The sequence below is a fragment of the Hymenobacter sediminicola genome (genome assembly GCF_014250515.1).
Taxonomy (GTDB): domain Bacteria; phylum Bacteroidota; class Bacteroidia; order Cytophagales; family Hymenobacteraceae; genus Hymenobacter; species Hymenobacter sediminicola.
Window position 1 is genome coordinate 344151 of the sequence record NZ_CP060202.1, and the last position, 16259, is coordinate 360409.

The following is a 16259-nucleotide window of genomic DNA, read 5'->3' on the forward strand; positions in this document are numbered from 1 at the left end:
GCTGGCTAAGATAAAGAAAGCGCCAGTGAACTGACGAGCTCCGGAGCTATGGCCTCAGCCACCAGCTGCTGGCCTGCCAGCAGCGCATCGGCGTAGGGCTGGTGCAACACGCGCAATGGCGGCTCGTTGGGCCGTAGCACAGCATCCCAAAGACCTGAGCGGTGCCATTCCTGGTCCAGGAAATCCCAGTCTGGCCGGTCGAGGATGGGGTAGAGGCACACGCCCCACAGCGGCACGCCTTGGCGCAGGGCTTCGGCAGATTCTTCAGCTACCATGCGCATCCAGTGTGGCCGGTCGAGGCCGGGGTGGCTGGTTTCGCTCACCACAATCGGGCGGCCGTACCGTTCGTAGGCCTGGCGTAGCAGGTGGTGTAGTGGGCGCCAGCGCGGGTCGTAGGGCTCGTTCACCCAAGGCAGGCGGTGGTGTGTGTGAATTTCCCACTGGTTGTTGTAGTAGTAGTTCACCCCCATGATGTCGAAAAACTCCGGCCGGCCACCCAGCTCGGGGCAGAGCCGGCCGCAGAGCATATCCACACTCTGATACTGGTTATCGGTCCATTCGCGGGCCTGTTTTTTCTGGGCCTTGGTGGCGTTCAGCGGCGGCACGATATGGATGAGGGGCTCGGTGGTCAGAATACGGATGTTCGGGTCCAGCTCGCGCATGGCTGCTACGCCCTCGATGTAGGCGCGCATCAGTCCGTACTTCACCTCCCAGCCCTGCCCCACGCAATAGGGCGAAGTCCCGCGCGCGTCGCCGCCCAGCCAGCTCATAAAGCTTACCTCGTTAATAGGGGTTACAATCAACTCGCCCTCGGGGCGTATTTCCCGGTACATGAGCACGAAAGCCCGGCACAGCGCCGCAAACCGGCGCGCAAACAGCGGGTGTAGCGGTGTTAGGTCGTCGGGGTAGCCGAAGTGGCACAGGTCCCAGACCTGCTGAATGCCGTGGTGCTGACCGGCAGCCAGCATGGTGCGCACCGTAGTCCAGTCGTACTGATAAGGCGCTTTTTCGATCTGGCTCCAGCGGATACCTTCGCGCACGGTGCCTAGGCTATACTGCTGGAGTCCTTGGTAATCGTCGTCGAGGAGTTGCAAGTGGCCTGTCAGCGGCAAAAAATCAACCCGGTTGCCGAAGCAGTTGAGCTGGTCGGTACACTCATAGCCGGCCATCCAGAACGATTGAAACGGGTTAGAGCGGGTAGCAACAGGGACCATAAACGCAGATATTGGTGAACAAAAAAGCACAGTAGTGCGGCCCCATCGGCGCCGCACTACTGTGCCGTGTACCGCCAAACTGCACCTTAGGTTAAGGTGGAGCTTGCCGCGCTGGTCAGATTTGGGGCGAAATGGGAGGTTGCAGAGCCGTTTCGCGCTGCTTGCCGGCCAGTCCTTTGGCCTCGATAAAAATGCGCTTGAACTCCGGATGCTTGGCCCGGATGGCATCCTGCAACTCATCTACAGCGTGCTCCACTTCTACCGCCGACAAGTGGTCATGAAACTCCACGTCAAGCGCCAGCACCACATCCTGCGGGCCCATGTACATGGTGAGCGGGCGGCGCACCTGCTCTACACCGCGCTGCTGCCGCGCAATAACTTCCAGCGAGTCGAGGGTTTCGTCGTCCACCCCTTCGCCTACCAGCAGCCCTTTGGTCTTGTAAATCAGAAAAATAGCTACCGATACCAGCAGTATGCCAATGCAGATGGAGGCGCCGCCATCGAAGTACGGATTGTTGAGCGCATGCCCGAAGTACACGCCGGCCAGCGCTATGCCCAGGCCTAAAAGTGCGGCCAGGTCTTCCATGAGAATTGCGAAAACCGAAGGGTCTTTGCTGCGGCTCAGTGTAACCCAGAAGCCCAAGTCGCCACGGCCTTTGTTGAATTCGCGGAAGGCCAGGAAGCAGGAAATTCCTTCGAATATCAGCGAGAGGCCCAGTACCCAATAGTTCCAGGTGGGGTCGGTGATGGGAGCTGGGTGTTTGAGGTGCTCAATGCCTTCGTAGAACGACATGCCGCCACCGACCGAAAACACCAGCACGGCCACAATCAGGGACCAGAAATACAGCTCCTTGCTGCGCCCGAAGGGGTGGCGGGCATCAGCGGGATTCTCGGACTGCTTCACGCCGTAGAGAATCAGCAGGCCATTGCCACTGTCCACGAGCGAGTGAATGCCTTCGGAAAGCATAGCTGAGCTGCCCGTGAAGAAAGCGGCTACAAACTTGGAAGCGGCAATAGCAATATTGGCCCCAATGGCCCCGTAGATGGCAATTTTGGATGAACCGGCGGACATAAAGAAGACGAACGTGTGCCACTCGTACGCGCCCCGGGTTCCGGGGGTTGGCAAAGCCGGACGAAGGCCAACTAGCTAGCGGGCAGTACAGCCGAAAAAGCATCTGGGCCTACGGAAAGCAGAAGTAAGGCCCGAATCTGAACATTCGGTATTTCTACGACTTTTACAGCTCTAGCTCTCTGTATGGCCCACCTCGACTCCGCCGATTCTTCTGCCACCACCGCTCCATTGCGCCGCCGTTTGGGGCTGGTGCAAGCCACGGCGCTCAACATGATAGACATGGTGGGCATTGGGCCCTTCGTGACGCTGCCGCTGGTCATGGGCTTTATGGGGCCGAATTTCCTGCTGGCTTGGGTGGTAGGAGCTGCTCTGAGCTTGTTCGATGGCCTAATCTGGAGCGAGCTGGGAGCCGCGCACCCGGAAGCCGGCGGCTCCTACCGCTTCCTCAAGCTGGCTTACGGCGAGCATACCTGGGGCCGGCTGCTGTCGTTTCTGTATGTGTGGCAAACGCTGGTGCAGGCGCCACTGGTGGTGGCTTCGGGCGCCATTGGGTTTGCGCAGTACTTCGGCTACCTCGTGCCCCTCACAGAATGGTGGCAGTCCAAACTGGTATCAGGCGTGGTGGTGTTGCTGCTTATTGCGCTGCTCTACCGCCGCATCGAGGACATTGGGCGGCTTGGCGTGCTGCTCTGGATGGGCGTGCTGGGCCTGATGGGCTGGCTGATTTTTGGGGGCGTGACGCACGCTACCCATGAGGTTGCGTGGCTGCCGGCCGGCGGTTTTTCGGAGCTGCCGGGCGTGCTACTCTCGGCCGCTATGGGGCAGGCTACCGTCAAAACCATCTATAGCTACCTCGGCTACTACAATGTGTGCCATCTGGGTGGCGAAATCAAGGAGCCGCAGCGCGTGATTCCGCGCAGTATTTTCCTGAGCATTCTGGGCATCATGGCTTTGTATCTGCTGTTGAACTGGAGCGTGGGCACCGTCATTCCGTGGCAGGAAGCGCAACACTCGGAGTTCATTGTCAGCACGTTTGTAGAGCGGCTGTACGGGGCCGGGGCCGCCAAGGCTGCTACGGCGCTGGTGCTGTGGGTGGCGTTTGCCTCGCTGTTTGCGGTGCTGCTCGGCTACTCGCGCATCCCGTACGCCGCTGCCGCCGATGGCGAGTTTCTGCCGGTGTTTGCCAAAACCCACCCCACTAAGCATTTTCCGCACGTGTCGCTGCTGGTGCTGGGCGGCGCGGGTTTCGTATTCAGTCTGCTGTTCCGGCTTGGCGAAGTCATTTCGGCCATCTTGGCCATGCGGATTCTGGTGCAGTTTGTGGGGCAGGCCGTAGGGCTGGTGCTGCTTCGGCGGCGGCGCGGTGCACAGGGGCTGCCCTTCCGGATGCCGCTGTATCCGCTACCCGTCATCATTGTTATTGTGGTGTGGTTGTGGGTGTTCTGGAGCATCAAAGACGGCATCAGCTTCTCGCTACAGTCGGGCAGCTTCTTCCTCTCGTTTCAGGTAGCAGCCCTGCTGATGATGGCCGTGGGCACCGGCGTATTTCTGCTCTGGAGCCGCCGGCTGGGCCGCTGGCCTTTCGGGCAAAACCGGGCCTAACGCCGACGGCTAGTCCAGCCGCTTCTCGTAGCAGAAAAACCGCAGGCCCGGCCGAAACGCCAGCGTGATTTCGCCCGCAAACCGGTAGCCCAGTTTCGGAAACAGACGCTGTGTAGCAGCGTTTTCGGAGTTGGTGTCCACACGGAGTGTGCGCAGGCCCTGCGCGGCGGCCAGCGTTTCGGCGTGGCGGAGCAGGGCTTCGGCCAGACCATGCCCCTGAGCCGCCGGATCTACGACGAGGCGGTGCGTCACGAGGGCCGGCTCCGCAAAATCCCAGTCGGCTTGGGCATATTCGGGGTCCTGGTCGTTGTGGGTAAGGGCTGCCACGGCGGCTACCTCTTCGTTCAGTTCGGCTACCCACAGGTGCCCCTTTTTTATATCACGCCGAAACACGTCCTCGTTCGGGTACTCGGTGGTCCATTGCCAGTTGCCGGCAGCATTCATTAGCGGCACCACCCGGCGCACAATGTGCAGGATGGCAGGCAGGTCGGGGAAGGTGGCGAGGCGAATGATGGGCATGGGCAGAACTAGCAGCAGTGGCAGATGCGCAAAAAAAGAACGCGCCGAAGCGCGTTCCTAATTTTCGGGTTGAAAGTAGGCCCCAGACTTACCCGCGGCGCAGCACTTCGGCTGCTTCCTTGGCGAAGTAGGTCAGGATGGCGTCGGCACCGGCGCGCTTGATGCTGGTCAGCACCTCCATCATAGTTTTCTCGCCATCGAGCCAGCCGTTCTGGGCGGCAGCTTTCACCATGGCGTACTCGCCCGACACGTTGTAGGCCGTTACGGGCAGGTGCGTGTTGTCCTTCACCGACTGAATCACATCGAGGTAGCTCAGGGCCGGTTTAATCATCACCATGTCAGCGCCTTCGGCCTCATCGAGGGCCAGCTCACGCAGTGCCTCCCGCTTGTTGGCCGGGTTCATCTGGTAGCTTTTCTTGTCGCCTTTTTTAGGCGCCGAGTCCAGCGCATCGCGGAAGGGGCCGTAGAAAGCCGAGGCGTATTTGGCCGTGTAGCTCATGATGCTCACGTGTGAAAACGCATTCTGGTCGAGCACTTCCCGGATCCAGGCTACGCGGCCATCCATCATGTCCGAGGGGCCGATAATATCGGCGCCGGCGCGGGCCTGCGCCAGGGCCATCTGGCCCAGCACTTCCAGCGAGGCATCGTTGAGAATCTCGCCCGACTCCACGTCCACTACACCGTCGTGGCCGTCAGAAGAGTAGGGGTCCATGGCTACATCGGTCATCAGCACCACCTCCGGAAACTGACGCTTGATATCGGCTATAGTCTTAAGGTATAAGCCTTCAGGGTTAGCCGATTCGCGGGCTAGCCGGTCTTTCAGCGCATCATTGATAGCCGGAAACGGAGCAAACGTGTTGATGCCCAACTCCACGCAGCGCCCAATTTCGTCGATAATCCGGTCGGCAGAGAAGCGGTGAATACCGGGCATCGAGTGGATTTCCAGCTGCTGGTTCTGGCCTTCAATCAGGAAGAGCGGGTAGATAAAATCGTGGGTAGTAAGGCGGGTTTCCTGCACCATGTCGCGGATAACCTGAGACTTGCGGTTGCGGCGCGGGCGGTGCGTGGGGACGTTGGGCATTGTTGCTTTCAATTGGTAAGACGAAATAGAACAGCTGCCGCAAAGGTAAGGTTGCGGGCGGGAGTGCATTTGCCGCTACGGATGGCTGCCGTAGGCTTTGCTCGCCAGCAGATAGCCTATCCCGAATAGAAGCAGTGCGAGCAGCAACCCGCTACTGCCGCCAATGGATATTCCGATAATCAGGCCTGCTAGCACCAAGGCAGCTCCACTAAAAAACAATACATCATTGGCCCCATCTACCGGCTGCCGACAGATCAAAAGTTGATGTTCGGCTGCAGTTGGCTTTTCTGAAACTGAAGTGTTTCCAGACTTCCTCCCCTGCTGCTCACTTAAGTGAATAGTTTGTACAGCGTGGCGATACTGCGGCTGGCTATTCCGGATTATTCGTTTAGCACTAGCTATGGTGGGTACTGGCTGTATCAAACTGCCGCTTGGGACTGTGTAATAGCTGGCTGACGCTATTCGCGTGGCTGTGGTTTCTGCCCGCACTATGTTCAAAATCGGTTGAGCCGGCCGAAACTGAAACGCCATCTTTTCGCTGCGGCAACTGGCCAGCAACCCGAAAAGCATTAGCTGAAGCCAAAGTCGCCGTAGCATTTCTACATGTTAAAAAATTCCTGGAACACCTCTAGCCACGCGTGCTTTCCCCCAATGCCCACGCCTACAAAGTAGTAGCCTAGTAAAACTACTAAGGCGCCCACACCCAGGCCCAGCCAGCCGCCTAGCAGAATACCACCTACCACGCCGCCGGCTATCAGCGCTGCGCCTAGCACGAAAGCCGCCGTGTGTTCCAGTTGCGGCTGCTGCGGCCTCTCGCCCAAGTGCTTGGCAGCAGCGTACGGTCTCGCAACGGTTGCGCGGGCCGCCGTCTGATAGAGTGCTGGCCGACGTATGAGCAGTAAGCGGCGTATTCCGGCAGGCCTTGTGCGAGAAGCTGGCGCGGCCGGTGTGGCGTAGGTCGCCGCTACTACAGTGGGAAGTGGCGTGGGGGCAACAGCAGGTACAGATAACGCCGGGGTAGCCACCTTGCCCGTTGCGGGCTGAAACTGAAATGCCACTTCCTGGCTACGGCAGCTGGCTAGTAACAGGAGCAGCAGGCTGCTCAAGAGGGTAATAGATTTCACAAACAACCACGAAAAGTAAGTCGCCCAAGATAGGCAGGGACCGGGAGTTCGAGCCGACAAACGGTTCGGAACGCCGCGCCGATGATGCTCGCAATGCTACGTCAGCAGGGCGTACAGTGGCGAGTGAACGTATAGAATGGCTCCGGCTCCCGAAAAACGGTGCCTTACAGGGTGTCAGGAGCACCATTGCTTTATCTGGGAAGCTTACGTAACACGTTTTTACCTGCCGCAACAGAATGTTGTGTATAGTAAGTGGCAGATTATATGGGTGTTATATTCTGGTGTGCGCGTTGAGTCGCCATAACACCATGCCTATTCTGTACAGCTAGATAACAACTCGGCAACTGGCGGCTCAATAGCGGTACAATTTGTTGCCTGCGTGCCCAACGGTAGACACAGAACGATGCCGATGCCTTGGAATAAGAAAAATTGCGACAGAAAACAGATACTGTCTGCGTTGTGTGTGCTAGAATAGTATAATTTTATATCTATTTTTTGCTTATTATATGCGTCATGTGTTTGATAAATTATAAAATGAGTCCTGTAAGGTGAGCTGCTGCTGTCATAAATTTTCAGAGTAAGCTGCACATTCGTTTCTCACTCAAGTCAAAGGTTTTGTAGTATTGCGTACCGACAAAAACGGATGCAGCCCGTGGCAGAAACCCGTTTTTCCAGCGCTGTATAGTTCACTCTCCGGACACAGAACAGCCCCGGTTCGGCTCTTTAGTGGCATTTTGATGCGCTGAGCCTCTGATAAGCACTGCTCCAGCCCCGTAAAGGCCAGCCATACGCCTTTCCTGCCAAAACTGCCCTTGTACCTCGCGTTTTACCATGCGTGCATGTTGGGGAAGCTGACACGGTCTATTGGGCCTGCTATATTTTTCCGGGTTGCTGTGCCTCAGTCGTTTGCTCAGAGTGGCAGCTTTGCAGAATACGCCATTTAATCGGCCTGAAGCGTAACGCTTGGGTTTCGCTTTGTCTATTCCATCCTCTCTTTCAATTCCCGCATGAAACGAGTTTTCACAACTGCCCTGCTCATGGCGCTGGGCTTGCTCACTCCGCAACTGCAGGCTCAGAAGTCAGCCGCACCTGCTCCCGCATCCGCCAGCGCCCCAGACCCGAAGATGATCAAGTTCATCGACGACCTGATGCAAAAGATGACCCTGGAAGAGAAAATCGGCCAGCTGAACATGATAACGGTCGGGTTTGATGTGACGGGGCCCGTGGTGAGCAAGGACGTGGACGCGCATATCCGCAAAGGCAATGTTGGCTCGGTACTGAATACGTATACGCCAGTAGCGGCCCGCAAACTCCAGGAAATGGCTGTGAAAGATTCGCGTCTGCACATCCCGCTGTTTTTCGGCTACGATGTTATTCACGGTCACCGCACCATATTCCCTATTGCATTGGGGCTGGCTTCCAGCTGGGACCTGACGGCCATTGAGCGCAGCGCCCGTATTGCGGCCGAAGAAGCTTCCGCGGACGGCATCAACTGGGTGTACTCGCCCATGGTAGACCTGGCTCGGGACCCGCGCTGGGGCCGCATTTCGGAAGGCTCCGGTGAAGACCCATACCTCGGCTCCCAGATTGCCCGCGCTATGGTGCGCGGCTACCAGGGCGACGACCTGAGCCGCAACAACACAGTAATGGCCTGCGTGAAACACTTTGCGCTATATGGTGCCGCCGAAGCCGGCCGCGACTACAACACCACCGACATGAGCCTGGTGCGCATGTACAACGAGTATCTGCCTCCCTACAAAGCCGCTGTAGAAGCAGGCGCAGGCTCCATGATGTCGTCGTTCAACGATATCAACGGTGTGCCGGCTACCGGCAATAAGTGGCTGATGACCGAGCTGCTGCGCAACCAGTGGGGATTCAACGGCTTCGTGGCCACCGACTATACTGCCATCAACGAAATGACGGCCCACGGCATGGGCAACGATGCGCAGGTTTCGGCCTTGGCGCTGAATGCGGGCATCGACCAGGATATGGTAGGGGAGATTTTCCTGAAGAATCTGGCCCAGAATCTGAAGGATGGCACCGTGAAACAGGAGCAGATTGATGTAGCCTGCCGCCGCATTCTGGAAGCCAAATGGAAGCTGGGTTTGTTCAAAGACCCCTACCTCTACACCAACGAGAAGCGGGCCAAGGCAACCATGATGAAGAAGGAATTCATTGCCGAGGCCCGCGACATAGCCCGCAAAAGCATGGTGCTGCTCAAAAACAGCAACAATACCTTGCCGCTCAAGAAAACGGGTACTATTGCCCTCATCGGTCCGCTGGCCACCCGCCAGCACGACATGCTCGGGAGCTGGAGTGCTGCCGGCGACTGGAAACAGGCTGTTTCGCTGGAGCAGGGCCTGAAGAATGCGGTGGGCAATTCCGTTCGACTCGTGACGGCACAGGGTGCCAATTTTACCGACGACCAGCAACTCGTTGACCGTCTCAATGCCTACAACGGCGAGATAAAGCCGGACGCGCGTACCTCTGAGGCTCTCATTCAGGAAGCGGTGCAGCTAGCGCAGGGCGCCGATGTGATTGTGGCCGCCGTGGGCGAGTCGCAGGGAATGTCGGGGGAAGCGGCCAGCCGCGCGGATATTGGGTTGCCGGGCCAGCAACTAGAGCTGCTGAAGGCGCTGAAAAAAACCGGCAAGCCCTTGGTAGTGGTGCTGATGAGCGGCCGCCCTCTAACGCTGCCGTGGGAAGACAAAAACGCCGATGCTATTTTGGAAACCTGGTTTGCGGGCAGCCAGGCTGGCAACGCCATTGCCGACGTGCTGTTCGGGGCCTACAATCCGTCGGGCAAGCTCACGGCTACTTTCCCGCAGTCGGTGGGCCAAATTCCGCTCTACTACAATCACAAGATGACTGGCCGGCCCTACGTCGGGAAGCAGCTAGATAAGTACAAGTCGCGCTACCTAGACATATCAAACGAGCCGCTTTATCCTTTCGGCTACGGCCTGAGCTACACTACGTTTCAGTACGGCAAGCCTGAGCTAAGTGCTGCCACGCTGCCCATGAATGGCACGCTGGAAGTGAAAGTGACGGTGCAGAATACCGGGAGCTACGATGGCGAAGAAGTTGCCCAGCTCTACATCCGCGACGTAGTGGGCTCCATTTCCCGGCCTGTAAAGGAGCTGAAAGGCTTCCAGAAGGTGCTGCTGAAAAAGGGGGAAAGCCGTACGCTTACGTTCCGGCTAACGCCCGAGGATCTGAAGTTCTACAACGCCGACCTGAAGTTTGTGGCCGAGCCCGGTGACTTCCAGGTATTCGTGGGCGGCAATTCCCGCGACGTACAGATGGCCGCTTTCACGCTGGCCCAGAACTAAGCGGCGAAATACAAGTGCACAGAAAAGCCCGCCATGCTCAGCACGGTGGGCTTTTCTGGTAAAAAGGTTTCCGTTTTAGAACTCCAGAATTACCTGCTCAATGATGTCGCAGGCCTCGTGCAGTTGTTCTTCGTTGATGACCAGCGGCGGGGCAAACCGGATAATGTCGCCGTGGGTGGGCTTGGCTAGTACGCCGCGCTCCATCAGAGTCACGCATACGTCCCAGGCCGTGCGGCCATCGGCGTGCGGCTTAATAACCACGGCGTTCAGCAGGCCTTTGCCGCGCACTAGCTCTACCACTTCCGGGCGCTTGGCCTGCACGCGGCGCATCCGCTCCCGGAATACCTCGCCCAGCGCACGGGCATTCTCCGTGAGCTTTTCGTCCAGCAGTACATCCAGCGCCGCCCGCATCACCACTGCCGCCAGTGGGTTGCCCCCAAACGTGGAGCCATGCTGACCGGGCTGAATGGTGAGCATGATTTCGTTGCGGGCCAGCACTGCCGATACCGGCAGCACGCCGCCGCTTAGCGCCTTGCCCAGAATCAGAATATCGGCATGCACGGCTTCGTAGCACACGGCCAGTAACTCGCCGGTGCGGCCCAAGCCCGTCTGAATTTCGTCGGCAATAAACAGCACGTGGTGGGCTTTGCAGATAGCCGCGGCCTTCGTCAGATAGCCTTCCGACGGTACCATTACGCCGGCCTCACCCTGAATCGGCTCCACCAGAAAAGCACATACATGCGGCTCTTTCACGGCTTCTTCCAGGGCCTCCAAGTCATCATAAGGTACTACCTGGTAGCCGGGTGTATAAGGCCCGAAGCCACCTGTCGAGTCAGGGTCAGTGCTGAAGGAGATGATGCCAGTAGTACGCCCGTGGAAGTTGTGCTCGGCCACGATGATGCGGGCCTGGTTTGGAGCAATGCCTTTCTCCTGGTAGCCCCATTTGCGTGCCAGCTTGAGGGCCGTTTCCACGGCTTCAGCTCCCGAGTTCATCAGCAGGGCCTTATCATAGCCAAATAACTCGCAGAGCTGTTTTTCGGCTGCGCCGAGCTGGTCGTTGAAGAAGGCCCGGCTGGTCAGTGTCAGCTTTTGCGCCTGCTCCGTAAGCGCCCCGATAATGCGCGGGTGGCAGTGGCCCTGGTTTACGGCCGAATAGGCGGAGAGGAAATCATAGTAGTGCTTGCCTTCCACGTCCCATAGATGCACGCCTTCGCCGCGGCTCAACACCACAGGCAGCGGGTGGTAGTTGTGGGCACCGTACTGGTCTTCGAGAGCCATCAGCTCCTGGCTGCGGCTGGTATGCGTGGTGGGAATGGTTTGCATAGGACAGAAAAGGTTGGTAGCTCAAAAATACGCAAAACCCCATGGTACGGCCAGCCAGCAGCTTTGGAAATAGCCCGGTTTCGAGGACGGGTAGTAGTTTTAGCATCCGTGCATGCCGCTTGTCTCTGATTTTATGCCCTATTCCTTACCCTTTCCACGATTCCGCCAGACGTTGGGGCCATTACTGCTGGCTATAGCCACGGTGTTATGCCTGCTGCCTTTTGTGGCGCTGTGCTGGTACGCCCACCCCTCCGCCGACGATTTTCTACAGGCCACCGATGTGCATAAGCATGGCCGCTGGGGCTACATGCCACATATGTACCTGACCTGGACAGGCCGCTACACTTCCATTGTGCTGTGGGCGCTGCTGAACCCGGTGCAATATGGCGGCAATATCACGGGAGGCTATGGCGCCATTTGTCTGCTGCTGCTGCTGGCGCTTCCGGTGGCGTTATACGTGTTGCTACGCACCCTGCTGGCTGACGAGTTTCAGCGCCGCACGCTTTGGCTGAGCAGCGGCGTCCTGATCAGTCTGCTGCTATGGCAATTGCCAAGCCCGGCCGAGGCTTTTTACTGGATTGTAAGCGGCTACAACTATCTGCTGCCGGCACTGCTCACACTGCTGTGGCTGGCGGCGCTGGTGCGGTATGCTGGGGCTACTAACCCGGCTGCAAGGCGCAAGTGGCTGGGGCTGGCTGGAGTATTGGCCGTTGTAATTATCGGGTGCAACGAAACCAATGCCGTGCCTATAGCTGTCGGCGTTGCGGGCTATACGGCCGTACGCTTTCTGCAGCGGCGGCGCATCGAGTGGGCGTATGTGTGGCTGAGTGCTGTAGTAGGCGTGGCGTGCGTCGCCACGTTTCTGGCACCTGGTAACTTTGCTCGGGTAGGGCCGGCCCATGAATATTCCATCGTGGAGTCGCTAAGCAAAGCCGCCCTTTCAGCCTACCGCTATGTTTGCAACTGGCTCGGCAACGGCGTACTGCCAGCACTTACGCTGCTTTTGCTGCCAGTCAGCTACCGGCTGCGGCGTTTGCCAAATCTGCCATTGAACCGCTTGGCTCAAAACCCATTGTTTATTACGCTGCTGATGGCCGTAAGTCTGGTATTGGTAACGTTTATGGGCTGGCGCTTCAACAACCAGGCGCTGCCGTTTCGCTCCCGCAATATTTTGTATCTGTTTTTCCTGGTTGGCTGGTTTCTGAACGCCCACGCTTGGGCACAGTACCTATGGCGCCGTACGGAGCGGCCCACGTTTGCACTACCTCTCCTCGTGCGGACCGGGCTGGTGCTCTGGATACTAGGCGCTTTCATAGGCGGACATACATTGACGCTACGGGGCCACGAGACCACCGACAACTACAACAACGTGCTGATAGCCTACCAGGATTGGCTGGGCGGTGCCGCTGCCCGCTACGATGCGCAGCTTACAACCCGCTACTATGCCCTGCAGCAACCCGGCTGGTTCCCCGATGAAACGGTGGTAGAACCCCTACAGGAGCCGCCTTACACCATCCTCTTCGGCGACATTACCCCCGATGTCTTCGACTGGTCAAACCAGGCATATGCCGAATATTTTGGCAAGAAGACTATCCGCACTAATTAGCGGCCGGCGCTATGCTTAGCGGGGACCAGTCAGGCTGCCCAGCCGTTCCTCCAGGTCCAGAAATTTACCTACGTAATTGCCTTCTTCTGCCCCATCCTGGTGCAAAATCATCCAGTCAACTATTTCACTTTCGTCAAATTCTTCCTTGTTATTGCCATCCGGCAGGTTAGAGCCCACTAAGCGGCCCATCAAGCGGCCATCCTGCCAGGTTTGTACCTGCACAAGCTGCGGTACGCGGTTCGCGGCGTCGTTGAGAAGAGTGGCCGCTATATACAGCGTCTCTCCCGGATTCAGGCCCCGATTGAAGCGCTGCCGGGCTTGGGCAAGCGTACGTCGGGCCTCCTTTAGCGGAGCAGGTGGTATTGTTTCCAGCGTAGTCAGTTGCAACGCCAGCCGCACAGCCGGAACGGCTATTTCGGGCTGTTGCGCCTGCGCTGCTGGTAGCCCGGCCACCCCAGTGCCCAGTAGCATTAACGTCAACATCCAGTACCGCATCTGCCAGCGAAAGAAAAAGTGTAAAGCGAAAAGTCTAATTTGGTAATGGAAAGATACTAAAAATATATAGTATACGTAGTCTTTGTGGGAGCCGACGTACATTGCAGAGCATTTCTATCTATTTGTGTCTTCCTTCTCAGCCCAACCGCTCCAGCCCGGCGACTTTTACTTCACTCCCGAAGGCCTTATGGTTTTTACGGAGCAGTATCACCGCCGGCGCGGTAGTTGCTGTGGCAGCGGCTGCCGGCATTGTCCTTGGCGCTTGGGCAAACCCAAAAAGTAATCGGCCTGCAGAGGGCTCCGGAGCCATAACGGCTTATTTTTCAGCCTTCCGGTTTGCTTCTGTCAAACTTATGCCGATATTTGCGTCCCTTTTTCCAGCATTGAAACCTTTAAGTTCCTGATACCATGGCCCGAGTTTGTGATCTGACCGGCAAGCGTACCCGTGTAGGCAACAACGTGTCGCACGCCAACAACAAGACCAAGCGCAAGTTCTACCCGAACCTGCAGAAAAAGCGCTTCTACATCCCCGAGGAGGATGCTTGGGTAACGCTGAAAGTAGCGACCAGCACCATCCGTACCATCAACAAGAACGGCATCATGTCGGTCCTGAAGAAGGCGAAGGAGCAGGGCTTCATCGTTTACTAACGAGCCAACGGCCGTTCTTCGGCACGAATTTATTTCAGACGCGTACCCGCCTCGAAAAGCAATTTTTGGGAGCGGGTACGCGTCTTTGTTGTATTCACCTTCTCCCTGCTATTATGTATCTGACTTCTGCTCTTCGTGTGATGCGGTGCGTGCTGCTGGCGCTTAGTCTGGCACCAGCTGCCCAGGCCCAGCGAGCCGCTGGCCCTGGCCGCCCCGCCGATTTTCTGGACCCAGCTTTCCATCGGAGCCGCCGCGAGCTATTGCGCCAGGCACTGCCGGCTGGCTCAGCAGCGGTACTGTTTGCCAACCCGGTCCGCAACCGCGCCAATGACGTCAACTATATCTTTCATCAGCATCCGGACTTATACTATCTCACCGGCTACGATGAGCCGGATGCGGTGCTGGTGCTGTTCAAGGAGCCCCAGACGGTAGGAGGACAGGCTGGCATCACGGAAGCGCTGTTTGTACAGCCTCGCGACCCAAAAGCCGAACAATGGACTGGCCGTCGCCTCGGTACCGAAGGCACCCGGCAACAGTTGAAACTGCAGTACGTGGCCGATAACAAGGATTTCGCTGGAGCCGGCATCCGCTGGGCTGATTTCAAGCACATCCATTTCCTGGAACTCCCAACAGATGTTCGTGACGACAGCCGCAACCCTGCTGACCTGTTTGATCTGGTCGCTACGTTTCGTCGGCAAGCGGCTATTCCGGCCGACTACGACGCCCGCCGCGATGCACTCTATACCACTGTGCAGCGCTACGGAATGGTGAATGCCGCCGGCATAAAGAGCTATGTAGAAGGCTTGGCGAAGAACCAGCCAGCATTAGCAACGGATGCTTATCTGCAAGGCTACCTCAAGGCCACCACCGATGCTGAACGGCAACAGGCCGTGGCCGCCCGTCCTGTCAGCCGCTTTGAGGTAGGCTCCCTCAACGATGCACTAGACGAGTTGCGGGCCGTGAAGACTCCCGAAGAACTGAAGCTGCTGCGCCAAGCCGTGCGAATTAGTGCCGTGGGCCAGCAGGAGGTGATGAAGGCGCTGAAACCCGATATGGGTGAAATGGAAGTGCAGGGCCTACACGAGTATGTATACAAGAAATACGGAGCCGAATTTGAAGGCTATCCTAGCATTGTAGGTGCCGGCAGCAACGGTTGCATTCTGCACTACGAAACCAACGACAAGCCTCGCCTTGGCAACGACTTGATTCTGATGGACTGCGGGGCTGAGTACCACGGCTACACCGCCGATGTCACCCGGACTGCGCCGCCTTCCGGCAAGTTCAGCCCCGCCCAGCGCCAGATTTACGAGTTGGTGCTTGCCGCACAGGATGCCGGCATCCAGGCGTGCAAAGCCGGCAACGAGTTTCAGGCTCCCAACAAAGCTGCGCAGAAAGTGGTAGCGGAAGGCCTCATTAAGCTTGGCATTATCCAGACACCCGAGGAAATGCGCAAGTACTTCCCGCATGGCACCAGCCACTACCTCGGCCTCGACGTGCACGACCGGGGCAATTACAAGCCGCTGCAGGCTGGCAACGTCATCACGGTAGAGCCCGGCATCTATATTCCGGAAGGTAGCCCCTGCGATAAAAAGTGGTGGAACATTGGGGTGCGTATCGAAGATGATATCCTGATTACGGCTGACGCGCCCGAAAACCTCTCAAAAGAAGCGCCCCGCACCGTGGCCGAGGTAGAAGCCATGATGGCTAAATCCAGCGCACTCGACAATTTCAAACTGCCTGCCCTGAAGTAACACACCTAGCATTTGTCTGAGGCGGCTTTACGTTCTCCTCGTTGAACGCAGTTCTGAAGCGGAGGAGTGCGCAGTGAAAATGTGGGGCACAAAGCCCTGTTATTTGAGCGGACTGCACCTGTAGTCGGGACCATTACTGAAGCTTTCTTCGGCAGTGGCCCCGCTTATGTGTATATTTGAGCGGTATATATCGAAGGGCCGAAGCCCTGAATATCAAATTGATATTTGCCCGCGGATTATTCGCCTGACTGTTTGTCTATTCCGAAAAGACGCGTACCTTTGCAGTCCTTAATCCCAAAAACCCCGTCGAGATGGCTAAGAAAGGCAATCGGGTGCAGGTGATCCTTGAATGCACTGAGCATAAAAACTCGGGGCAGCCCGGCACCTCGCGCTACATCACCACCAAGAACCGCAAGAACACTCCTGAGCGCATTGAGTTGAAGAAGTTCAACAACGTGCTCAAGAAGATGACCGTTCACAAGGAAATCAAGTAAT

The 16259-nt window shown here is 57.5% G+C and carries 15 protein-coding genes; 7 read left to right on the top strand and 8 right to left on the bottom strand.

Annotated elements, in window-relative coordinates:
• Positions 1-5: 5 nt before the first annotated feature.
• Both H4317_RS01455 and H4317_RS01460 read right to left on the bottom strand, forming a co-directional pair.
• Positions 6-1214, bottom strand: a complete 1209-nt coding sequence (locus H4317_RS01455) for a glycoside hydrolase family 1 protein (RefSeq protein ID WP_185888432.1) — start codon at positions 1212-1214, stop codon at positions 6-8.
• 115 nt (positions 1215-1329) lie between these two features.
• Positions 1330-2286 (bottom strand): cation diffusion facilitator family transporter, encoded by a 957-nt coding sequence (locus H4317_RS01460; RefSeq protein WP_185888433.1) that lies wholly within the window; start codon positions 2284-2286, stop codon positions 1330-1332.
• A gap of 183 nt (positions 2287-2469) precedes the next feature.
• Between H4317_RS01460 and H4317_RS01465 the strand changes: the two genes are divergently transcribed.
• Complete coding sequence (locus H4317_RS01465; RefSeq protein ID WP_185888434.1) at positions 2470-3888, top strand: APC family permease; 1419 nt, start codon at positions 2470-2472, stop codon at positions 3886-3888.
• A 9-nt stretch (positions 3889-3897) separates the two neighbouring features.
• On the opposite strand, the gene H4317_RS01470 is transcribed toward H4317_RS01465, so the two are convergent.
• The 4 genes from H4317_RS01470 to H4317_RS01485 all read right to left on the bottom strand — a co-directional run bounded on the left by H4317_RS01470 (position 3898) and on the right by H4317_RS01485 (position 6612).
• Positions 3898-4407: a GNAT family N-acetyltransferase gene (locus H4317_RS01470; RefSeq protein WP_185888435.1), complete on the bottom strand. Its 510-nt coding sequence runs from the start codon at positions 4405-4407 to the stop codon at positions 3898-3900.
• An 88-nt stretch (positions 4408-4495) separates the two neighbouring features.
• Positions 4496-5488, bottom strand: coding sequence for a porphobilinogen synthase (gene hemB / locus H4317_RS01475; protein WP_185888436.1), 993 nt, complete (start codon positions 5486-5488; stop codon positions 4496-4498).
• A 75-nt stretch (positions 5489-5563) separates the two neighbouring features.
• Positions 5564-6058: a hypothetical protein gene (locus tag H4317_RS01480; protein ID WP_185888437.1), complete on the bottom strand. Its 495-nt coding sequence runs from the start codon at positions 6056-6058 to the stop codon at positions 5564-5566.
• 29 nt (positions 6059-6087) lie between these two features.
• Positions 6088-6612, bottom strand: coding sequence for a hypothetical protein (locus H4317_RS01485; RefSeq protein WP_185888438.1), 525 nt, complete (start codon positions 6610-6612; stop codon positions 6088-6090).
• A 1007-nt stretch (positions 6613-7619) separates the two neighbouring features.
• Between H4317_RS01485 and bglX the strand changes: the two genes are divergently transcribed.
• Entirely contained in the window at positions 7620-9941 is a 2322-nt protein-coding gene (bglX, locus tag H4317_RS01490) for a beta-glucosidase BglX (protein WP_185888439.1), read from the top strand.
• 75 nt (positions 9942-10016) lie between these two features.
• On the opposite strand, the gene rocD is transcribed toward bglX, so the two are convergent.
• Complete coding sequence (rocD, locus tag H4317_RS01495) at positions 10017-11264, bottom strand: ornithine--oxo-acid transaminase (protein WP_185888440.1); 1248 nt, start codon at positions 11262-11264, stop codon at positions 10017-10019.
• A 133-nt stretch (positions 11265-11397) separates the two neighbouring features.
• On the opposite strand from rocD, the gene H4317_RS01500 reads away from it, so the two are divergent.
• Positions 11398-12870 (top strand): DUF6056 family protein, encoded by a 1473-nt coding sequence (locus H4317_RS01500; RefSeq protein WP_185888441.1) that lies wholly within the window; start codon positions 11398-11400, stop codon positions 12868-12870.
• A 15-nt stretch (positions 12871-12885) separates the two neighbouring features.
• On the opposite strand, the gene H4317_RS01505 is transcribed toward H4317_RS01500, so the two are convergent.
• Positions 12886-13353, bottom strand: coding sequence for a hypothetical protein (locus H4317_RS01505; RefSeq protein WP_185888442.1), 468 nt, complete (start codon positions 13351-13353; stop codon positions 12886-12888).
• A 199-nt stretch (positions 13354-13552) separates the two neighbouring features.
• Between H4317_RS01505 and H4317_RS19465 the strand changes: the two genes are divergently transcribed.
• The 4 genes from H4317_RS19465 to rpmG all read left to right on the top strand — a co-directional run bounded on the left by H4317_RS19465 (position 13553) and on the right by rpmG (position 16258).
• Positions 13553-13648 carry a DUF5522 domain-containing protein gene (locus H4317_RS19465; protein WP_349772194.1) on the top strand — a complete coding sequence of 32 codons (96 nt, stop codon included), beginning with the start codon at positions 13553-13555 and terminating at the stop codon, positions 13646-13648.
• A gap of 125 nt (positions 13649-13773) precedes the next feature.
• The gene (rpmB, locus tag H4317_RS01515; RefSeq protein ID WP_044015540.1) at positions 13774-14013 is read left to right on the top strand and encodes a 50S ribosomal protein L28; all 240 of its coding nucleotides are present in this window, start codon (positions 13774-13776) and stop codon (positions 14011-14013) included.
• Positions 14014-14126: 113 nt separating this feature from the next.
• The gene (locus H4317_RS01520) at positions 14127-15764 is read left to right on the top strand and encodes an aminopeptidase P family protein (RefSeq protein WP_260625769.1); all 1638 of its coding nucleotides are present in this window, start codon (positions 14127-14129) and stop codon (positions 15762-15764) included.
• A 311-nt stretch (positions 15765-16075) separates the two neighbouring features.
• Positions 16076-16258, top strand: coding sequence for a 50S ribosomal protein L33 (rpmG, locus tag H4317_RS01525; RefSeq protein WP_022825071.1), 183 nt, complete (start codon positions 16076-16078; stop codon positions 16256-16258).
• Position 16259: the final 1 nt, after the last annotated feature.

Bases quoted from the DNA above. Each gene is read 5' to 3' on its own strand.
- rpmG (WP_022825071.1), top strand. From the start codon at position 16,076: ATGGCTAAGAAAGGCAATCGGGTGCAGGTGATCCTTGAATGCACTGAG.
- H4317_RS01460 (WP_185888433.1), bottom strand. From the start codon at position 2,286: ATGTCCGCCGGTTCATCCAAAATTGCCATCTACGGGGCCATTGGGGCC.
- H4317_RS01505 (WP_185888442.1), bottom strand. From the start codon at position 13,353: ATGTTGACGTTAATGCTACTGGGCACTGGGGTGGCCGGGCTACCAGCA.
- H4317_RS01480 (WP_185888437.1), bottom strand. From the start codon at position 6,058: ATGCTTTTCGGGTTGCTGGCCAGTTGCCGCAGCGAAAAGATGGCGTTT.
- H4317_RS01455 (WP_185888432.1), bottom strand. From the start codon at position 1,214: ATGGTCCCTGTTGCTACCCGCTCTAACCCGTTTCAATCGTTCTGGATG.
- H4317_RS19465 (WP_349772194.1), top strand. From the start codon at position 13,553: ATGGTTTTTACGGAGCAGTATCACCGCCGGCGCGGTAGTTGCTGTGGC.
- bglX (WP_185888439.1), top strand. From the start codon at position 7,620: ATGAAACGAGTTTTCACAACTGCCCTGCTCATGGCGCTGGGCTTGCTC.
- H4317_RS01470 (WP_185888435.1), bottom strand. From the start codon at position 4,407: ATGCCCATCATTCGCCTCGCCACCTTCCCCGACCTGCCTGCCATCCTG.
- rocD (WP_185888440.1), bottom strand. From the start codon at position 11,264: ATGCAAACCATTCCCACCACGCATACCAGCCGCAGCCAGGAGCTGATG.
- H4317_RS01520 (WP_260625769.1), top strand. From the start codon at position 14,127: ATGTATCTGACTTCTGCTCTTCGTGTGATGCGGTGCGTGCTGCTGGCG.
- hemB (WP_185888436.1), bottom strand. From the start codon at position 5,488: ATGCCCAACGTCCCCACGCACCGCCCGCGCCGCAACCGCAAGTCTCAG.
- rpmB (WP_044015540.1), top strand. From the start codon at position 13,774: ATGGCCCGAGTTTGTGATCTGACCGGCAAGCGTACCCGTGTAGGCAAC.
- H4317_RS01500 (WP_185888441.1), top strand. From the start codon at position 11,398: ATGCCCTATTCCTTACCCTTTCCACGATTCCGCCAGACGTTGGGGCCA.
- H4317_RS01465 (WP_185888434.1), top strand. From the start codon at position 2,470: ATGGCCCACCTCGACTCCGCCGATTCTTCTGCCACCACCGCTCCATTG.